This is a genomic window from Rhizobium sp. KNZ14-9A (genome assembly GCF_056755015.1).
Genome location: NZ_JBPGXB010000001.1, coordinates 361419 through 378939, shown reverse-complemented (window position 1 = coordinate 378939; position 17521 = coordinate 361419). Strand labels below are relative to the sequence as shown.

Sequence of the window (17521 nt, the reverse complement as noted above, 5' to 3'; positions counted from 1 at the left end):
ACAGGTTGCAAATCCGCTGGAAAGTTTGCGACAGAACCGATAAACCCGCCATGACTCATGGCCTTATCGAGCTTTCAATGACAACACCAAGGTCATGGGGTTCGCCGGCGAGGCCATAAACCCATAATGCTCATAGAAGGCCTTGGCTTCGTCGGAGATTGCGTGAACGAGGAGACCGCGATACCCATGATATGCGCTGCCTGTCCGGTGCGCAGCACGGCGTCCTGCAACAGTGCGGATCCGATACCTTTTCCCTGCCAGTTGCGGTCAATGGCCAGACGGCCAAGCACGGCCATGGGAACGGGATCGGGCATGTTGCGCCGGATTGCTCCCGGCGCATCTGCGACCGCGAGCGCTCCCGATGACAGGCAATAATAACCTACAACGCGCTCGCCTTCGCACACCACATAGGTTCGTGAGGCGCCGCTGACCTGATTGGCCCGCGCCCGGCGGCGCAGCCATTCATCGAGGCTGTCGTGCCCGCTGTCAAAGAGCTGGAGATCGTGCGCTTCGCCGAGAAGCACCGGTGCTGACAACATTACGGCTGCCAGGGTTTGGGTGCGTTCATCAGCCGTTCGAAGCCTTCGCCGCCCGGCGGCTGGTCGAGCACGGCCAGATAGTGTTTATAGCTGTCGGGATCGACCTGCACCAATGTCTGGTCGAGAAGCGCGTCTTCGGCGGCGCGGCGCGCGGCATCGATCATGAAATCCGAGCGGGTTTTCCCGTGGGCCTTGGCGGCACGGTCGATCAGGACGCGGACGTCCTCACGAACCTTCAAATTGACGGGGCGTTTATGGCTGCCGGTTGCGTTTTTGCTGGTCATGGCATTTTTTCCTTCAAGCCCAATATAGCACAAACGCATACACAACGTGTATCTATTTCTTGCGGCATCGCGGTTCGATGGCCTTAAGCCGCCATTTCAGCTCTCCGGACATGAGCGTCGATGGCTTCCATGGCGAACGGGTCCGGCGTCACTCCCAGTAGCTAGCTCGCCCTCAATCTTAGGAAGCAGCGATAGCCGGTTCGCTGCATCCATCTCGATGTTCACGCTCATGTCCTGAACCTCGATAATGAAACTGCGGTTGGATATTCGAGCAAAGGGGCGGAAGCCAATGAGCAGCCGGCCCGAAGCGGACTACTGAGGCAAACTGGGTTGACCGATGTTCGGGAACAGAAGCTGCATTGGGTAAGGAAGAGCAAGTTTCGGCATTTCATCGAAAGATGTAATTTCAAGCGGACCGTCTCGGTATCCGTATATCCGCCTGCTTCTCCGCGCGTCAGGCATCTGAATAAAACAACCAGATATTTGACCTGATCTCCGTTCGGATAGGTGTATCGAAACTCTCTACCGCCAAATACCGCCAGAACTTCCGAGCGGATAACCGTAAGGCCGGTTTCTTCAAGTACTTCACGCTCTATCGCCTGCTCCGGCGTCTCGCCCAACTCGATGGCCCCAGCGGGTAGACTCCACCCTTCACCTGAACCCTTGTCGGGGGCGATATTCATGCTGTCTGTGGCGCTTGTTTTTCCGATAGCGCTCAAGCTTGCGGCACGTGGCAAGCCGGTTGGGTAGAGCGCATTGACATGCTCCCGCTAGGAACGAATGTTTTTGATCGCTGCCGCAAATGGCGGGGCAGAACCTCTATGCCACACGGTCGCCTTGACAGGAGTCGAACCGGCGACCTGGTCTTCGTGTCAGCCTCTCCATTTCAAGGATATAAGACTGGAGACGTAGGGCACGAGCCAATCCATTTCGGGAAAGCAGGGAAAACGTCGGTTCCAAGATTCGCCTCTTTCGCTTGGCGTTGCTATCTCCCTTAGCCGCCCAGCTAGAAATGCTCCCCAACCCAAGCCGCGGGTCCCGCGAACGCACGGCCGAGCATCATGATTGCCTTGTCGGACCCGTCGAGACGGCCTGCCCGACGAAGGAACGCCGCCGACCGGAAACCGGTGCACAGGCTCGCAAGCTGCGCCGCGTAGATACTCACGGTCATCGGTGTTTGGCTCCGCCGATCGACCGAGGCAATGCCGTCGACAACAGAAACCGTGGGGCGTTCGACGTCCGGGGCCTCGATATACTGGAGGATTTGGAGGAGATTCTAGGTGCTCGTCTCAATCCGCCTGACGGTCGGGAAGGACATGCACATTAAAGCAACATCGAGGCGCCGCGGTCGAGATAGGTATCGAGGAATTGTTCAAGGCGGGGGTTTCTCGGCTTCTTAAAGACCTCCTGGGGCGATCCGCTGAAGAGCACCTTGCCGTGATCGAGAAAGATGATCTGCTGGCCGACAGTCGCAGCAAAACCTATCTCGTGCGAGACAACGACCATGGTCATGCCCTCGGAGGCCAGATCGCGCATGACGTTCAAGACTTCGCCAGTCAACTCCGGGTCAAGCGACGAGGTGGGCTCATCAAACAGCATGATCTTGGGCTTCAGCGCCAGGGCCCGGGCGATCGCCACGCGCTGCTGCTGTCCGCCTGATAGCTGCGAGGGATAGTGGCCGGCCCGGCCCTCGAGACCAACCTTGACGAGCTGGGCCATTGCCCGCTCCTCCGCATCCTTGCGGCTCATCTTGTGAACCGTCTTCAATGCTTCGCTGACATTGCCGAGGGCCGTCATGTGCGGCCAGAGATTGAACTGCTGGAACACCATGCCGATTTGGGCACGGATCGCCCGGTTGGTGGCGGCGGAGATGCGCTCGCGCCGTCCTTGAGAATCCTCGGTGAAGCCAAGCACCTCGCCGTTGATGGAGATCGTCCCGCGCGTTGCCTCCTCAAGAAAAGCCATACAGCGCAAAAGCGTGCTCTTGCCGGAACCGGAAGGGCCGATGAGGCAGGAAACCCGTCCGGGCTCGATAGCGAGATCGATACCATGAAGGACCGTGGTCTCTCCGAAAGTCTTGATGAGATTCCTAACTGCTATTGCGGGGACGCTCATGCGTTGAAAAACCTGAATCTGGAAAGTTTCGTTTCAGCAAGGTTGCCAAGCCAGCCGGTGACTTCGACGAGCACCCAATAGAAAAGCGCCAATGCGGAGAGTGCTTCGACGAAGGCATATTGCTGCGACCCGATTGCACTCAGCGTGGCCGTCAGCTCCGGCACGGTGATAATGGACAAGACCGCCGTCTCCTTCATCAGGATGACCACCATATTCACGGATGGCGGCAGCACCAGCATCGTCATTTCCGGCAATAGAATGCGCCTGACGATCTGCCCCTTTGTCAGGCCGACACACTCGCCAGCCTCGATATGGCCCTTCGGCACAGCCTGGAAGCCGGAGCGGAAGATCTCGCTGAAATAGGCCGCGCCATAGATCGAAATGCCGATCAATCCGGCGGGCAAGGGATCGAGATCAAGGCCGACAAAGGGGCCGCCGTAATAGACCAGGAATATCTGGATGAGAAACGGCGTGCCGCGCAGTACGGCTACGACGGCACCCAGCGCCTTGTTGATCAGCACGCCGCCATATTGCCGGGCGACTGCCGTCAGGAAGCCGATGACGGCTGCAGCGATGGTGCCCAGAATCCATATCATGATCGTCACGCCGGCACCGCTGACGATGGCGGGCCATTGCCCGATGAGGACATTGATGTCGAAGGTCAACGCGGCGCCCCCGGGAGTTTATTTTCGATCAGGCCGCCGGCAAGCGCCATCAACCAGTTGATCACCAGATAGATGAGACCGGCGGATGCGAAGAGCTGCAGCGGCAGGAAGGTGCTGCCGGCAAGGTCCTGGGCCATACGCGTCAGTTCGACGATGCCAACGACTGAGACCAATGACGACGCCTTGAGAATGAGGATCGCCTCGTTGACAAGAGCTGGAAACGTGAGGCGCAAGGCGATCGGAACCTTGATGCGTCGGAAGATCTGGCGCGGCGTCAGACCAACCATTTCCGCCGACTCCACCAAGCCTAGAGGCACGCTGGTAAAGCCGCCGCGCAGGTTCTCGGCCTGGTAGGCTGCCGTGCAGAGCGACAGGCCGATGATCGCGGCCACGATGCTCGGCACATTGATGCCGATGACCGGCAGCAGATTGTAGATCAGCAGCAGTTGCACCAACAGCGGCACGCCGCGAAAGAAGCTGATGAAAATCTGGGCAGGTCGCACGAAAAGCCCTCGCCCCGACAGCAGCATTCCCGACAGAAGGATCGCAATCGCAAAACCGATGAGGATCGACACAACACTGATGGTCACCGTGTAGATCGATGCCTGCAGAAGCAACTCGAAGAGTTTGACGGACATTGTTCAGATTTCGCTCGCTTGGCGGTGAGGAAGATCCGGTCGCATTTCTCGGCCATGCCCCGGCAACACCGCGGGCATGGCCGATTTCCGATGGCCGATCAGAATGCCGGGTCCTTAACGGAATCTGGTGTGTCGAAGCTCGCGCCGAACCACTTCTTCTGTAGCGTCGCCATCCGGCCGTCAGCTTTGATCTTCAGCATGGCGGCGTCGATTGCGTCCATCAGTGGCGCATGATCTGCATCCTTCAGGCCGATAAAGCCGAAATAGGATTTTTTGCCAAAGGGCGGCATCACGACTTCGAACGTGCCTTCGCGCTGCTTGGCGACGAAAGCAATATTCGGCAGTGAATTGGCAACACCGGCGATGCGGCCGGCCGCGAGATCCGCATAGGACTCGGTGAAGGCCGGGTATTCGCGGATATCGACCTTTGTCGGCAGGGCTTCGGAAAACTCCTTGAGCTGATCGAGCTGGGCGGTCGCCTTGCCAACGCCAATCTTCTTGCCAGCGATATCTTCCGGCTTGTTGATCGTCTGGTCGCCGGCCTTTTTCAGGATCGCGATGGTCGCCTCGGCAAGCGGCGGGGTGAAACGATAGCGCTCCATGCGCTTCTTGGTGATCGTTGCTGGGCCTGCGACGACGTCGAACTTGCCGGCTTCGAGCGCCGGAAAGACGCCATCCCAGGGAAGCGTCACCCATTCGATTTTCACGCCGAGTTCCTTGCCGATCTCGTTAAAAAGATCGACGTTCAAGCCGACATGTTCGCCAGCGTCGATGAAATCGAACGGTGCGAAGGCCGTCTCGGTACCGACCTTCATGCTGCCGGCGGCCTTCACGGCGGCAAGCGTGTCCGCCGCATGGGCGGAAATCGTCGCGCCAAACAGAAATGCAGCGCCGACCAGGCCCTTCAGAAGCGAATTCTTCCTCATGTTTTTCTCTCCAGTTTTTAGCCTTCCGGTGGAAGGTCCAAGTTCCCCAATCGTTGTCCCGCCGAGCGGATTTCTCTGATCCGCTTTTGTCTATACAAATAGATACAGGCCGGCCTACACTGTCAAACGCTAAACTCGGCGGAGGCAAGATTTGTGCCGCACAGTGCCGGTAGCGGCGGCTTTGGTGGAAATTGAATGTCATCGCTGGATCGAGGTGAGTTATGGTCTCAATTCATCAGAGAATTTTCGAAGACATCGAAACCAGGATCATGGCTGGTGTTTGGCAACCTGGTCACCGCATCCCCTTCGAACACGAGCTAGTACAAGAGTATCAATGTTCCCGAATGACCGTGAACAAGGCTCTTTCGGCCCTGGCGGGACGGGGAATGATCACACGCCGCCGCAAGGTTGGCTCCTTCGTCGCTGCCCGGCAGATCGACCGCACCGTGATGGATATCCAGGACATTTCCACGGAAGCTGAATTGGCGGGGCATGACCACAGCTACAGGATCCTGCGGCGAAGGCTCGAGACACTGGACGATGCCACCGCGGCAAAGCTCGGCGAGACGACGGGATCGGAGATCCTGCGGCTTCACTGCCTGCACAGCGTGGACGGCAAGCCAAATGCGCTGGAGCGGCGCATTATCATGCTCGCCATGGTACCGTCTGCCAGAACCGAAAGCTTTGCTTCGGTTCCGCCCGGCAAATGGCTGCTGGACATGGTGCCTTGGTCAAAGGCAAGGCATGTCATTCGTGCGGTTTCGGCCGATGCCGCCACGGCACGCCTGCTTGAGACCGAGCGTGGCGAGGCCTGCCTGACTCTGATCCGTCAGACATGGCAGGGCAGCCGGACGGTCACTCACGTCGAGATCATCCATCCCGGCGACCGTTTCCAATTCGCCGGCGACTTTCATCCGACGGAGAGAGGTATCCCAGATCAACCGCCGCGGAGAAGCTCCTTTTGACGGTAAAACAGCCTATCAGGACGGTGCCGCTCAAGGGCTTACAGGCGTTCGAAGCCGTCGGCCGCTGTGGCGGCGTAAGCGCCGCGGCCCTCGAGTTGAAGGTTTCCGCCGGCGCGATAAGTCAGCAGATTCGCAAGATCGAGAGCTTTCTCGGCGTCACCTTGTTGGAGCGCAACGGTCGCACTGTGGAACTCACCCAATGGGGGCGGCTCTATCACCAGGAAATAGCGAAGGGTTTCGAGCAATTCGCGCTCGCGGAACAGATATTGGAACGGGCGCGCAATGAGAATGCTCTGGTTCTCAGCGCCCTGTCTTCCGTTGTCAATAAATGGATAGGGCGCCGGATCTTCGACTGGCAGGCCCTTCACCCGAATGCTCATGTCAGGATTGTCGGCCGCGACAAGGAACCGCGCATGGGCTTCGACGACGTCGATTTCCGCATCAGCTATGGATCGGATGTGCTGCAGCATGAACACTATACGGAACTGTTCCGCGATTGGGTCGTCCCGGCCTGCTCGCCGGCGCTGATCAAGGGCAAGACGCCCTCCGTCGCGCGGCTTCTCGAATATCCACTCCTGCATGTCCAATGGGAGCGGCACTTCACACCCTATCCAAGCTGGCGCGAGTTTGCTGCTAAGACGGGCACCGCGTTCGAGGAGAGCACAGCCGGTCTTTCCTTCACTCTGTCGAGCAGTGCGATTGACGCAGCCGTCAACAAGCGCGGCGTCGTCCTGGCGCAGATGTCTATGATTGCCGATGAGCTCGAGGCACAGACGCTCGTCATCCCCGTCGACACACGCATCGCGCTGCGCGAAAGCTATTATCTCGCCTGGGATCGCGCGGCGTTGCAGAAGCCCCATGGGCGCGAATTCCGCGATTGGCTGGTGGCTGTTTCCCGTCAGCAGGCCCTGACGTCCGCGCCCGCGCCGACACTTTAGAAAAACTAAAACAGAACTCAGCTACGCGATCTTGATGAAAATTTGTGCCTGACGATAATTTGCGCAGGCGGTTTCCCGCGGTGGCATGACCGACATGGCAGGAGAGTTCGATGGCGCGGGCCGACAAGATGAAACTCGGAACTTTCGTCTATACGTTCGGTTTTCATCCCGCCTCCTGGCTGCATCCGGCAAGCGACGTCAATGGCGCCAACGACTTTGCTCATCTGCTCGATGTCGCCAAACGATCCGAGGCGGCCAAATTCGATTTCATGTTCATGGCGGATTCTCCCGCCGCTGCCGTCGGTGACGCGAATGCGCTCGCCCGCATTCCCACAAAGATGAACCGTTTCGAACCTCTCTCGCTGCTTTCGGCTCTGGCGGTCACAACCGATAATCTCGGTCTCGTGGCGACGGTCTCGACGAGCTATTACGAGCCGTACAATGTCGCGCGTCTGTTTTCCTCAATCGACCATCTGAGCAGGGGACGCGCCTGCTGGAACGTCGTCACCTCCGACCACGACGAAACCGGCTACAACTTCAACCGCGAGGGGCTCGACCCGCATGCGTTGCGCTATGAGCGCGGCAACGAATTCGTCGATGTCGTGTTCGGTCTTTGGGACAGCTTCGAGGAAGGCGCGTTGCTTCTCGACCGTGAAAACGGTGTCTACTATGACAAGAGCAAACACCATACGCTCAATCATAAAGGCAAGCACTTCCAGGTTCGCGGCCCCCTTAACATCGCGCGAACGCCCCAGGGTCGCCCCGTCATCGCCCAGGCGGGCGGTTCTGAACCCGGAATGGACATGGCGGCACGCACGGCCGAGATCGTCTTCAGCCTCGCGTCGAATATCGAGCGCAACCGAGCCTTCTATCAAAACGTCAAAAGCCGGATGCCGGCCTATGGACGCGATCCGGACGATCTGAAAATCATGCCGGGCATCGTTATCAACGTCGGTGAGACCGAAGCCGAGGCCAAGGCGAAGGTGGATTATCTGATCAATAAGATGCATCCGGACGTTGGCCGGCTGATGCTCTCCGAATTCCTGGAAGCGGACCTGCGCGACGTGGCTCTCGACAAGCCTTTCCCCATGGATCGCTTGCCGGCGGCGCCCAAGGGATCGCGCGCCCTGTTCGACGAACTGGTCGATTTCGTCAGAAGCGGCCGCACCGTCGGCGAACTCATCCGGCACTATGCCGAGAAGCATACCGGAAATGGCATGACGGGCACGCCGGTCCAGATTGCCGACTACATGGAGGAATGGTTCGAGACACGCGCCGCCGATGGCTTCATCCTGATGTTTCCGACCTTGCCGTCCAGTCTCGACGACTTCGTGCGGCTCGTTCTGCCGGAGCTTCGCCGCCGCGGGCTGTTCCGCGACGAATACGAGGGCAGAACCTTGCGCGAGAACCTCGGCCTCTCAATGCCGGCGAACCGCTTCGCCAAAACGCAAGCAGCGGGCCTATGAGCGCAGAAACCTTGATCAGCGAAGCGGACTTCAAGCTTTCGATGCGTCATCTGGCAGGTGCCGTCAGCGTGATCACCGTCGGAGACGGGGAAGACCGCACCGGCTTCACCGCGACGTCGGTCTCTTCATTTTCGGCGGAGCGACCCTCCGTCATCGTCAGCGTCAATCGTGCCTCTTCCTCATGGCCAGTGCTGCAACGGTACGGCTGCTTCTGTGTCAACGTGCTCGCCGCCGATCAGCAGACTGTGGCGCAATCCTTTGCCGGCCTAGATGGACGCAAAGGCGCCGAACGCTATGGCGATGCGGGATGGTACCGCCTGAAGACCGGCGCGGCCGTCCTTGAAAAGGCTCTTGCAGTGCTGGATTGCAGGCTTGAAACCGCATTCCACCATCATTCCCATGCAATTTTGATCGGGCATATCTGCGCGATCAAAATCCGAAAGAGCATAGGGCCGCTTCTCTATTGGCGCGGCACTTTTCATCAACTTCCGGCAGAGGCTGAGCGCCGCGGTCTAGAAAAGACGCTCGGACAATAGGCCTATCGACGCGACATCCGCATTGGCAAATGCAAGCCTGAGGTAACGCTCTTGTCCCTCGCCGAAATAGGCGCCGGGTAAACAAACGACGCCGGATTCCCTGGCGAGTTTTTCGGCCACCTCGGAAGACGATCGATCGGCGAAAGGGTGGCGAACAAAGGCGAAATAGGCGCCGATCGCTCCAATCTCCCAGCCTGGCAGCCTGGACACGACCAGCCTCAGCGCATCCGCCCGGCGAGCGATCTCGGCACGGTTGCCGGCCCGCCAGTCGGCGAGCAACGGGATGGCCGATGCAACGGCGATCTGAGCCGAACGCGGTGCGCAGATCTGCATGTTGTCCATCACTTTCGCAATCTCGGCGACGAGTTTGGGTCCTGCCGTGATCGCACCCAGCCTATGGCCAGGAATGCAGAAGGATTTCGAGAAGCTGTAGAGAAGAACGAGCGTATCCTCCCAACCCGGCTCTGACAGCAGCGAGTGCGGCCGTCCGTGATCGGCGCCGAGGAAATCGCGATAGGTCTCATCGAGGATCAGCCAGGCGCCATATTTCCGGCAGAGAACGAAAAGCTCATGAAGCAGCTCCGGCGGATACACTGCCCCGGTCGGATTGTTGGGTGTAACGACCGCCAGCATCTTCGCGCCGGCCGCAAGTGCCGCCTCGGCCGAACGCGTATCGGGAAAGAACCCGTTGGCGGGATCGCAGTCGACCAATCGCCGCCCGATACCCAGCATCGACAGCGTCGTGTCATGATTGAAATAGAAGGGATTGGTGAGCGCTACGGTATCGCCTGCGCCAGCAAGCGCGATCGCGGCACACATGAACGCCTGATTGCAGCCGGCCGTAATGTGAATATTGCCGGCGGAAATGGCCGCGCCGTAAAGCTCGGCAACATGGGCAGCGTAGGTCTTGCGCAATAAAGACTCGCCCTCGATCGGCCCGTATCCCGTCATCGCCTGTTGTCCGGCCGTCTCGCCGAGAAGACGCAGCATCTCCGGATGTGCAGGATAGCCGGGCACGGCTTGCGAAAGATCGATGAGTGGACCCTTCAGCCCTTTGTATTCACGGCCCCATGCAACGACGGACGGAATGGGCGGGGCAGAAAGGCGGGAAACGAGCGAATTGAATTTTGCGGCGGTCATATCGATTTCTCTTTGATCCCGATTGCTACAACGATACCAATGGCTTTCTCAACCTCTTTGTTGGGCCAGACGAAACTGAAGCGGAGACGCATGCCGATGGCGTGGGACAAAATGCGGCTTGAGCAGCTGCGCTCGGAGTTTGCGGACACCAATGGCGGCGAGATATTCGATGAGACGTTTCGAAAAGTGGCGGACAAGATCATCTCCAAAAATGGCACGCGACTGGCGCCATATTCTGGAGTGCCAACGTTCCTCAGCGCACCCTATATGCAGGTCGCTGCCGAAGAGCCGGACTTCGGCAATCTCCAGGTCGCAATCACGGGAATCCCGATGGATCTCGGTGTCACCAATCGCCCAGGCTCCCGTTTCGGACCGCGCGCACTTCGCGCCATCGAAAGGATCGGCCCGTACAATCACGTTCTCGCCACGGCGCCGGTTTTTGATCTTCGGGTCGCCGACATCGGCGACGTTTCATTCCAGAGCCGTTACCGGCTAGAGCTCAGCCACGACGACATCGAAAGGCGCATTGGCCAAATCGTTGATGCCGGCGTCGCCCCGCTTGCCGTCGGAGGCGATCATTCGATCAGCCATCCGATTTTGAGGGCCATCGGCCGGCAACAACCGGTCGGTCTTATCCATATCGATGCCCATTGCGACACAAGCGGTGCATTCGATCGGACAAAGTTTCATCACGGCGGACCGTTCCGGAACGCTGTGCTGGACGGCGCACTCGACCCGACAAGGACAATCCAGATCGGCATCCGCGGTTCGGCCGAATATTTGTGGGAATTCTCCTATGCGTCGGGAATGACCGTGATCCATGCCGAGGAGATCAGTGGAATGGGGATCGCGGCGGTCGTCGCCAAGGCAAAATCCATCGTCGGAGACGGCCCGACCTATCTTTCCTTCGACGTTGACAGCCTCGATCCGAGCTTTGCACCCGGCACGGGCACGCCTGAGATCGGTGGATTGACCACGCGTGAAGTCCTTGAATTGATCCGCGGGCTGAAAGGCGTAAATCTGGTCGGCGGCGACGTCGTCGAAGTTGCACCGCAATATGACGCAACGAGCAACACTGCACACGCCGCAGCGCAGGTGCTCTTCGAGATCCTCAGCCTGATGGTGTTCAGCCCATCGATCGGCAGACGCTGAACATTCTGTTCAAGGAATGCGAGAAATGCGGGCAGTCTCCTGACGAAGCTGTTGAACGCCAACGAACGGTAAAAGCAACATCGCTAGTAAGCAGCGGTTATGGCTGAAGCCGGGGATGATCATAAAATCCGTTCGGCGCTAGAGGGCGCTGGTATCACCTTCGCCTCGGTACATTTGCGCAGATGGCTTTACGGCATTGCAATAGCTGATATCGCAGTGCAATATAACTGTCGCAGATCTGCGGAGTCGTCCACCCCCGCGCTCAGGTCAGTGGCATCGCCACTGGACGCATCGGTGCGCCCGTCGCTCCACGCAATTTGATGCATGCGCCGAAGAAGGCAAATTCGTAGAGCTTCTCGCTAGCAAGTTCCTCGAGGTAAGCCATTTCCAGGATGGGAACACCTGCTTCCGCCAGCAGATAGGTGTGTACGGGGAAGAAGTTTAATTCATGCGCCGACGGCGTCTGTTCGAGGGTCAGGTTGTCGGCGCCGATCATGATGGCACCGTGCTTGGAAATATACTCGGCGCCCTCGCGGTTGAGGCCAGGTGTATTCCTAGTGAAGGCCATGTCGGGCCATAACCGCATCTGGCCAGTGCGGAGCAAAACGACATCGCCGGGCAGGATTGTTAGGCCCTGCTTCTTAAGGCAGTCCTCGATGTCGGCTTTGCCGATTGGATGGCTCGGCGGCAGCGTGTCAACGCCATACATGGCCGCGATATCGAGAAGAACACCGCGTGCAAAAATCGGCGGATATTTTTCCGGGCCGCAAATATCCCAGGCACGGCTGCCGAGGTGATCGCGTGCCGTGAAGCCATTGAAGATCTCGCCATTGTAGCCGAAGTGGTTGAACGTATCGATATGCGTGCCGCAATGGGTGTACATCGAGATACTGTCGCCGGAATAGGCGACGAGCTCGTTCTGTTCGCGCGTCACGCCCATGGTGTTGGCGACGATTTCGCCCTGCGGCGTGTGGGTCATCCATATCTGGTAGGGCTGGTCGCCAGCACCGAACCAGCCGGGCATGCCGACGAAATGGTCGACCGAGAGGTCAAAGACCTTCGACGCGTCGGTGCGGCCGATGATCGCCGAGCGCGACCTGGCGTCGATCAGGTTGAGCATGCCGATCTCGTCGTCACTGCCATAGGGGCTCTTCGTCACCTTATGGAATTCGGCATTGTAAGCGATGATCTTGCTCTTGGTCGCTTCGTCGACATAACAGGCCATGCACATTGCCACTCTCCTTGTTCATCTTCGCAGCCGCCAGCCGGTCGCCTTCAGATCGTTTCGCCGCGAATGACCGGTTCGGCGACAAGCGCCACCGACAGCAGCTGCTCGTCAGTCCGCGCCAGCCCTGACAACAGGAAGCCGACCGGCATGCCGGCGTCACCTGCGCCGCAGGGGATCGACACACCGCACCAGTCGAGGAAATTGCCGAGCAGCGTGTTGCGCAGCGTCTTGCCATTGGTGGCGAGGAAGAGTTGGTCGTCAGTCTTTAGCGGCTCGACCGGCGGCGCCACATGCGCGACGGTCGGGAAGGCGATCAGCCGGCCACCGACCAGCCGGTCCACCGCCTCGATGAGCCGCGTGCGGGCAGACAGAATGTCGAGATAGTGCGAAAGGCTGATCTTCTCGCCGAAGCTGGTACGCGAGACCACGCGCGGATCGATCAGCCCGGCATCCGGCCCGGTAATCCGGGCCTGGTGCAGCCAGTAAGCCTCTGCCGTCACCAGGGCTCCGTGGCTTGCCATCAGCTGCAGAATTTCCGCAAAGGCCGGGATCTCCAGCCGCGTGAATACGACACCGGCGCCCGACATACGCTCGACGGCCGCCTCGAAGGCTGCAAGAACACCCGGCTCGGCATCGTCGAAGACGATGTTGGTGGGAATGACGACCTCCAGTCCGGCAAGCGGATTGTAACTGACCGTCGGTGCCATGGCTCCACGCATCGCCGCGTCGATCCAGACGGCATCCTGCACCGAGCGACAGAGCGGCCCGAGCGAATCGAGGCTAGTGGCAAGCGGAAACACGCCCGCCATGGGATAGCGCCCACGCGTCGCCTTGTAGCCGACGATGCCGTTCAGCGCTGCCGGGATGCGCACCGAACCGCCGGTGTCGGAGCCGATCGAGACCGGCACGACACCAGCCGCCACCGCCACGCCCGAACCGGAGGACGAGCCGCCCGGAATGCGGGCGACGTCCGTGCTGCGGGGGTTTTTCGGCGTCCCGAAATGCGGATTGATGCCAAGGCCGGAGAAGGCGAACTCGCTCATGTTGACCCGGCCCATTGCGAGCATGCCGGCCGCAGCGAGCGCAGAGACGACGGCGGCATCGGCCGCAGCCGGTGCCTGATCGCGAAGAAGCAGCCTGGATCCTGCCGCCGTAACGCTGCCGGCAACATCGAAGAGATCCTTCCAGGCGACCGGAATGCCTTCGAGCAAACCGAGCGAACGACCGTCTTTCAGCCGCTTCGACGAGGCATGCGCCTCCGCCATTGCCCGCTCCCGCGTCAGCGAGATGAAGATCGCTTTGTCGTCATGGTCCTCGATCGCCCCAAAGACCTGCTCCGCCACCGCAACAGGATCGACGCTGCCGCCCTGGATGAGGGTGGACAACTGGGCGATCGAGAGGGAGCCGTAAGAGAGTGTCATTCTGTCGTTTCCAGTTCCACTCACGCCGCCACGAACTGCATCCAGCGGCGCACGAGGTAATTGTGTTCGTCCATGGTCGTGTTCCAGACGGCGATCGAGTTGGCGCGCTGCCAGTAGGAGCCGCCGCTGCGCACGGCACCCGCCTTAACGCGGAGGAGCCCGTCAGGGCCTGGCAGGTCAGTCGCCGCCGGCAGGCCTTCGTACCAATAGTCCCATTCGGCCGGCGTCATGTGCGGCCGCGAGCGTGCCGGCGTCGACATGTAATAGCCCTGCCGGGCCACCACCGCGCCGGGCCAGCCGGAGATCCACCAGTTGAGATAATCGTATGCCGCGTCGAGCATCCGGCCGGAGAGCCGCTTCGACAGGCAGAGCCCGCCATGCCAGGCGCGGTAACCCTCGGCAGGATTGGCGAGTTCGACGGGAAAGCCGCGCAGGTTCAGCTTGCTGATCCCGAGCGACCACATCGACTGGATCTGCGTGTCGCTCTTCGTCATCAGGTTCGCCGCGTCCTCGGCCGAACGCCAGAAGCCGCGGAAAAAGCCGGCCTTCTTGCGCTCTTCCAGAATGTCGAGCAACCGATCGATCTCCTCGATGCTCATGTTGCCGAGATTGTTAAAGGTCATAAGGCCGGCCGACTGCGCCGCAAGTGCTGCATCGAAGATGCCGATTGCGGGCTCGTTGACGAGGGCTGCGCGTCCGTGCCAACGCGGGTCGAGCAGTGCCGCCCAGGAGGTCATCTGGTTGGAATTGGCCGCATCCGTCCGGTAGGCGAAGCTGTCGAAATTATGGGTCGTCGGCAGCATCGAAATGCGCTGCGAGGGCGTCTCGGCAAGCGCCAGGTTCGGCTGGACGAAAAGCTTGGTCACCGGCGCATCGCCCTGCCCAATCCGCGCATTCGGCCCGATGCGGCCCGTCTTGGTCAGATCCGTGATCTCGTCCCAGAGAGTGATCCGCTCGATGTCGATCGGCTGCACGGCGCGCCAGTACCAGACGATGTCGAGGTTGTGGAAACACTGGTCGTAGATGTCGTAAGCCATCGGCTCCAGCGCCGCCTTGTGCTGGGCGGTCATGAAGTCCTGATTGTCGAATTCGATGTCCATGCCGAGATCGCGCTCAGCACCGAGCCGGAGTTCTTCCAGCAGCGAAATCGCCGTGCCCAGGATGCGCAGCTTGATCCGGCCCTCTGTATGGAGGGCGGGCGTCGGGAAACTCTTCGGCGTCGGCATTTTTCTCATGGCTGCGTCTCCTCGACCCGCCGCGGCGCGCGCTGTGCCGCACCCAACCCGTTGAAGGCGTTGAACGATCGCTCGATCGCCGCGGGCGCGATGCCATCGACGATGAAGACGATGCGGGAACGCCGGTCCCCGCCTGGCCAGGATTGCATATGGACGGGCGGATGGACCAGGTGCTGCACCCCGTGAACCGCCACGGGAAAGTCTTCGCCCTTGATGTTGAGAATGCCCTTGACCCGAAGGATGCGGTCGCCGTGCCGGTTGAGCAGCATGGTCAGCCAGATGCCGAAGGCTGTCCAATCGACCGTGCCTTCGCTCACCAGCACGAAGGACCGAATGCCGCCGGAATGTTCGCCGGCAAGACGAGGCCCCGGATCGTCGCAATAGAAGCCGCCCGGCGATTGCATCGCCTCGGCGCGGCCCGTTGTCGTGTCCTCCAGCAGCATGATGACATCAAAGACATCGTCCGTCGAAAGGACGATCGGCGCATCCGGATTGATCTGCCGGATCATCGCCGTGACCTGCGCGACTTGGCCGGCCTCGGCGATATCGGCCTTGGTCAGCACCAGAACATCTGCCACCGCCACTTGCCGCATCGGCTCGCGATAGGCGGCAAGCTGTGTCCCCGCATTGACGGCATCGACCGTGGCAATTACGCCCGAGGACCTGAAATGATGCCGCAACACCGGATCGGCCTTCAGTGTGGAAAGAACGGGAAAAGGATCGGCAAGCCCCGTGCTCTCGATGACGATCCGGTCGAAGGGCGGGACGATGCCGCGCTCGCGCTTCGAATGCAGATCGCGGATCGCATCTGCCAGTTCCCCCCGCACCGTGCAGCAAAGGCAACCGGATTGCAGCAGCACCATGTTCTCGTCGATCCGCTCGAGCAGGTGATGATCGAGCCCGACCTCGCCGAATTCGTTGATCAGCACCGCAGCGTTCGAGAGCACCGGATCGGTCAACAGCCGTCGCAGCAACGTCGTCTTGCCGGATCCGAGAAAGCCGGTCAGCAGCGTGACGGGCGTGAAGTCCGGAAAGGCATTAGTCATGGCCGCTCGCCTCCAACCGGTCGAGAAGCGGCTCGGCCAATGGATCGAGCGGGCGGCCCGCAAGCCGCTCGGCCGCCGGCCAGAGGTGTCCGAGATCCTCGATGATCTCGGTCTTTCCGGTCCGGGTCGACAGCAGGAAGGAGGATCCCTGCCAGTCGGAGATACCAAGCCCGAAGGCATCGAGAATGCGGTTGGCGATCGCAACACGGCGGGCGCGCTCGCGCCGGCGGTCGATCCGCTCGGCGGTACGGGTATAGACCCCGGGCCGCGCGACCGCGTCGGCCCAGTGCTCGTTGCCACCCAGAATACCGCAGAGCGAACACATCGCCTTGCCTCTTACTTCTTGCGCGGGAAGCGTTTGACGAAGTCGTCGGCGATCTCGTTCATCGTCACGAACTTGACGCCGGGATGCTTGATCATGTGGGCGTAGAGACGCTCCAGCATCATCAGAACCTGCGGCCGGCCGGCGACATCAGGGTGGATCGTGATTGGGAAGACGGCGTAATCCATCTCGCGATAGACCCAGTCGAACTGGTCGCGCCACATCTGCTCGATGTCATGCGGGTTGACGAAGCCGTGGCTGTTCGGCGCCTTCTTGATGAACATCATGGGCGGCAGGTCATCGAGGTACCAGGATGCCGGAATCTCGATCAGGTCGGTCTCGTGACCGCGCTTCAGCGGCACCATCCAGTCCGACGGTTTCCTCGAATAGTCGATCTTGGTCCAGCTGTCGCCGACGCGGACATAATAAGGCGTGAAGTCGTTGTGCATGAGCGAGTGGTCGTACTTGATGCCGCGCTCGAGCAGGAGCTCGTTGGTGACGTTGGAGAATTCCCACCAGGGCGCCACATAGCCGGTTGGCCGTTTGCCGGAGAGCTTGGTGACGAGGGCGATGCACTTGTCGAGCACCTCCATTTCCTGCTCGCGCGTCATGGCGATCGGATTTTCATGCGTGTAGCCATGGATGCCGATTTCGTGGCCGGCATCGGCGACGGCCTGCATCTGTTCCGGGAACGTCTCGATCGAGTGGCCGGGGATGAACCAGGTGGTCTTGATGCCGAAACGCTCGAAGAGCTTCAACAGCCTCAGGCTGCCGACCTCGCCGGAAAACAGGCCGCGCGAGATGTCGTCCGGCGAATCCTCGCCGCCATACGAGCCGAGCCAGCCGGCGACGGCGTCCACGTCGATGCCGAAGCTGCAGAAGATTTCTTTTGCCATTGCGGGGTC

At 60.2% G+C, this 17521-nt stretch carries 19 protein-coding genes and 1 pseudogene; 5 read left to right on the top strand and 15 right to left on the bottom strand.

Going from position 1 to position 17521, the window contains the following annotated elements:
- Positions 1 to 63: 63 nt before the first annotated feature.
- From ACR9ZQ_RS01955 to ACR9ZQ_RS01920, 8 genes and pseudogenes are all read right to left on the bottom strand, one after another.
- Positions 64 to 539, bottom strand: a pseudogene (locus ACR9ZQ_RS01955) (GNAT family N-acetyltransferase).
- Positions 539 to 823 carry a type II toxin-antitoxin system TacA family antitoxin gene (locus ACR9ZQ_RS01950; RefSeq protein ID WP_113324334.1) on the bottom strand — a complete coding sequence of 95 codons (285 nt, stop codon included), beginning with the start codon at positions 821 to 823 and terminating at the stop codon, positions 539 to 541. Before ACR9ZQ_RS01950 ends, ACR9ZQ_RS01955 begins: the two are co-directional and overlap by 1 nt.
- A gap of 227 nt (positions 824 to 1050) precedes the next feature.
- Positions 1051 to 1506 carry an NUDIX domain-containing protein gene (locus ACR9ZQ_RS01945; RefSeq protein ID WP_481426712.1) on the bottom strand — a complete coding sequence of 152 codons (456 nt, stop codon included), beginning with the start codon at positions 1504 to 1506 and terminating at the stop codon, positions 1051 to 1053.
- Positions 1507 to 1829: 323 nt separating this feature from the next.
- Positions 1830 to 2075 (bottom strand): sterol carrier protein domain-containing protein, encoded by a 246-nt coding sequence (locus ACR9ZQ_RS01940; RefSeq protein ID WP_481427268.1) that lies wholly within the window; start codon positions 2073 to 2075, stop codon positions 1830 to 1832.
- A 71-nt stretch (positions 2076 to 2146) separates the two neighbouring features.
- The gene (locus ACR9ZQ_RS01935; protein WP_454857948.1) at positions 2147 to 2938 is read right to left on the bottom strand and encodes an amino acid ABC transporter ATP-binding protein; all 792 of its coding nucleotides are present in this window, start codon (positions 2936 to 2938) and stop codon (positions 2147 to 2149) included.
- Positions 2935 to 3603, bottom strand: a complete 669-nt coding sequence (locus ACR9ZQ_RS01930; RefSeq protein ID WP_310384232.1) for an amino acid ABC transporter permease — start codon at positions 3601 to 3603, stop codon at positions 2935 to 2937. The genes ACR9ZQ_RS01935 and ACR9ZQ_RS01930 overlap by 4 nt, the downstream gene beginning before the upstream one ends.
- Positions 3600 to 4241: an amino acid ABC transporter permease gene (locus tag ACR9ZQ_RS01925; protein ID WP_481426711.1), complete on the bottom strand. Its 642-nt coding sequence runs from the start codon at positions 4239 to 4241 to the stop codon at positions 3600 to 3602. The genes ACR9ZQ_RS01930 and ACR9ZQ_RS01925 overlap by 4 nt, the downstream gene beginning before the upstream one ends.
- A gap of 98 nt (positions 4242 to 4339) precedes the next feature.
- Entirely contained in the window at positions 4340 to 5167 is an 828-nt protein-coding gene (locus tag ACR9ZQ_RS01920) for a transporter substrate-binding domain-containing protein (protein ID WP_454857942.1), read from the bottom strand.
- Between the two features lie 221 nt (positions 5168 to 5388).
- Here ACR9ZQ_RS01920 and hutC point away from each other — a divergent pair, with 221 nt between their 5' ends.
- The 4 genes from hutC (at position 5389) to ACR9ZQ_RS01900 (ending at position 9072) form a co-directional block, all read left to right on the top strand.
- A complete protein-coding gene (gene hutC, locus ACR9ZQ_RS01915; RefSeq protein ID WP_481426710.1) occupies positions 5389 to 6132 on the top strand; it encodes a histidine utilization repressor in 744 nt (247 codons plus the stop codon).
- Positions 6129 to 7070 (top strand): LysR substrate-binding domain-containing protein, encoded by a 942-nt coding sequence (locus tag ACR9ZQ_RS01910; RefSeq protein WP_481426709.1) that lies wholly within the window; start codon positions 6129 to 6131, stop codon positions 7068 to 7070. Before hutC ends, ACR9ZQ_RS01910 begins: the two co-directional genes overlap by 4 nt.
- A 110-nt stretch (positions 7071 to 7180) precedes the next feature.
- The gene (locus tag ACR9ZQ_RS01905) at positions 7181 to 8536 is read left to right on the top strand and encodes an LLM class flavin-dependent oxidoreductase (protein WP_481426708.1); all 1356 of its coding nucleotides are present in this window, start codon (positions 7181 to 7183) and stop codon (positions 8534 to 8536) included.
- Positions 8533 to 9072, top strand: coding sequence for a flavin reductase family protein (locus tag ACR9ZQ_RS01900; protein WP_310384219.1), 540 nt, complete (start codon positions 8533 to 8535; stop codon positions 9070 to 9072). The genes ACR9ZQ_RS01905 and ACR9ZQ_RS01900 overlap by 4 nt, the downstream gene beginning before the upstream one ends.
- Here ACR9ZQ_RS01900 and ACR9ZQ_RS01895 read toward each other — a convergent pair.
- A complete protein-coding gene (locus ACR9ZQ_RS01895) occupies positions 9049 to 10212 on the bottom strand; it encodes an aminotransferase (protein ID WP_310384217.1) in 1164 nt (387 codons plus the stop codon). The two genes, ACR9ZQ_RS01900 and ACR9ZQ_RS01895, sit on opposite strands and share 24 nt — an antisense overlap.
- Before the next feature lie 96 nt (positions 10213 to 10308).
- On the opposite strand from ACR9ZQ_RS01895, the gene speB reads away from it, so the two are divergent.
- Positions 10309 to 11364 (top strand): agmatinase, encoded by a 1056-nt coding sequence (speB, locus tag ACR9ZQ_RS01890; RefSeq protein WP_310384215.1) that lies wholly within the window; start codon positions 10309 to 10311, stop codon positions 11362 to 11364.
- 262 nt (positions 11365 to 11626) lie between these two features.
- Here speB and ACR9ZQ_RS01885 read toward each other — a convergent pair whose 3' ends face one another.
- Genes ACR9ZQ_RS01885 through ACR9ZQ_RS01860 form a run of 6 tightly spaced genes read right to left on the bottom strand, consistent with a single transcriptional unit; the run spans position 11627 to position 17512 of the window.
- Entirely contained in the window at positions 11627 to 12595 is a 969-nt protein-coding gene (locus ACR9ZQ_RS01885) for a cyclase family protein (protein WP_481426707.1), read from the bottom strand.
- A 44-nt stretch (positions 12596 to 12639) separates the two neighbouring features.
- Positions 12640 to 14013 carry an amidase gene (locus ACR9ZQ_RS01880; RefSeq protein WP_310384211.1) on the bottom strand — a complete coding sequence of 458 codons (1374 nt, stop codon included), beginning with the start codon at positions 14011 to 14013 and terminating at the stop codon, positions 12640 to 12642.
- Between the two features lie 20 nt (positions 14014 to 14033).
- The gene (locus tag ACR9ZQ_RS01875) at positions 14034 to 15248 is read right to left on the bottom strand and encodes an ABC transporter substrate-binding protein (protein ID WP_481426706.1); all 1215 of its coding nucleotides are present in this window, start codon (positions 15246 to 15248) and stop codon (positions 14034 to 14036) included.
- The gene (locus tag ACR9ZQ_RS01870) at positions 15245 to 16294 is read right to left on the bottom strand and encodes a CobW family GTP-binding protein (protein WP_481426705.1); all 1050 of its coding nucleotides are present in this window, start codon (positions 16292 to 16294) and stop codon (positions 15245 to 15247) included. Before ACR9ZQ_RS01870 ends, ACR9ZQ_RS01875 begins: the two co-directional genes overlap by 4 nt.
- Positions 16287 to 16619 (bottom strand): hypothetical protein, encoded by a 333-nt coding sequence (locus ACR9ZQ_RS01865; protein ID WP_310384205.1) that lies wholly within the window; start codon positions 16617 to 16619, stop codon positions 16287 to 16289. The genes ACR9ZQ_RS01870 and ACR9ZQ_RS01865 overlap by 8 nt, the downstream gene beginning before the upstream one ends.
- 11 nt (positions 16620 to 16630) lie before the next feature.
- On the bottom strand, positions 16631 to 17512 hold the full coding sequence (locus ACR9ZQ_RS01860; protein ID WP_481426704.1) for a polysaccharide deacetylase family protein: 882 nt from the start codon (positions 17510 to 17512) through the stop codon (positions 16631 to 16633).
- Between the last annotated feature and the right edge of the window lie 9 nt (positions 17513 to 17521).

Bases quoted from the DNA above. Each gene is read 5' to 3' on its own strand.
- ACR9ZQ_RS01950 (WP_113324334.1), bottom strand. From the start codon at position 823: ATGACCAGCAAAAACGCAACCGGCAGCCATAAACGCCCCGTCAATTTG.
- ACR9ZQ_RS01945 (WP_481426712.1), bottom strand. From the start codon at position 1,506: ATGAATATCGCCCCCGACAAGGGTTCAGGTGAAGGGTGGAGTCTACCC.
- ACR9ZQ_RS01935 (WP_454857948.1), bottom strand. From the start codon at position 2,938: ATGAGCGTCCCCGCAATAGCAGTTAGGAATCTCATCAAGACTTTCGGA.
- ACR9ZQ_RS01925 (WP_481426711.1), bottom strand. From the start codon at position 4,241: ATGTCCGTCAAACTCTTCGAGTTGCTTCTGCAGGCATCGATCTACACG.
- ACR9ZQ_RS01920 (WP_454857942.1), bottom strand. From the start codon at position 5,167: ATGAGGAAGAATTCGCTTCTGAAGGGCCTGGTCGGCGCTGCATTTCTG.
- hutC (WP_481426710.1), top strand. From the start codon at position 5,389: ATGGTCTCAATTCATCAGAGAATTTTCGAAGACATCGAAACCAGGATC.
- ACR9ZQ_RS01905 (WP_481426708.1), top strand. From the start codon at position 7,181: ATGGCGCGGGCCGACAAGATGAAACTCGGAACTTTCGTCTATACGTTC.
- ACR9ZQ_RS01900 (WP_310384219.1), top strand. From the start codon at position 8,533: ATGAGCGCAGAAACCTTGATCAGCGAAGCGGACTTCAAGCTTTCGATG.
- ACR9ZQ_RS01895 (WP_310384217.1), bottom strand. From the start codon at position 10,212: ATGACCGCCGCAAAATTCAATTCGCTCGTTTCCCGCCTTTCTGCCCCG.
- speB (WP_310384215.1), top strand. From the start codon at position 10,309: ATGGCGTGGGACAAAATGCGGCTTGAGCAGCTGCGCTCGGAGTTTGCG.
- ACR9ZQ_RS01885 (WP_481426707.1), bottom strand. From the start codon at position 12,595: ATGTGCATGGCCTGTTATGTCGACGAAGCGACCAAGAGCAAGATCATC.
- ACR9ZQ_RS01880 (WP_310384211.1), bottom strand. From the start codon at position 14,013: ATGACACTCTCTTACGGCTCCCTCTCGATCGCCCAGTTGTCCACCCTC.
- ACR9ZQ_RS01875 (WP_481426706.1), bottom strand. From the start codon at position 15,248: ATGAGAAAAATGCCGACGCCGAAGAGTTTCCCGACGCCCGCCCTCCAT.
- ACR9ZQ_RS01870 (WP_481426705.1), bottom strand. From the start codon at position 16,294: ATGACTAATGCCTTTCCGGACTTCACGCCCGTCACGCTGCTGACCGGC.
- ACR9ZQ_RS01865 (WP_310384205.1), bottom strand. From the start codon at position 16,619: ATGTGTTCGCTCTGCGGTATTCTGGGTGGCAACGAGCACTGGGCCGAC.
- ACR9ZQ_RS01860 (WP_481426704.1), bottom strand. From the start codon at position 17,512: ATGGCAAAAGAAATCTTCTGCAGCTTCGGCATCGACGTGGACGCCGTC.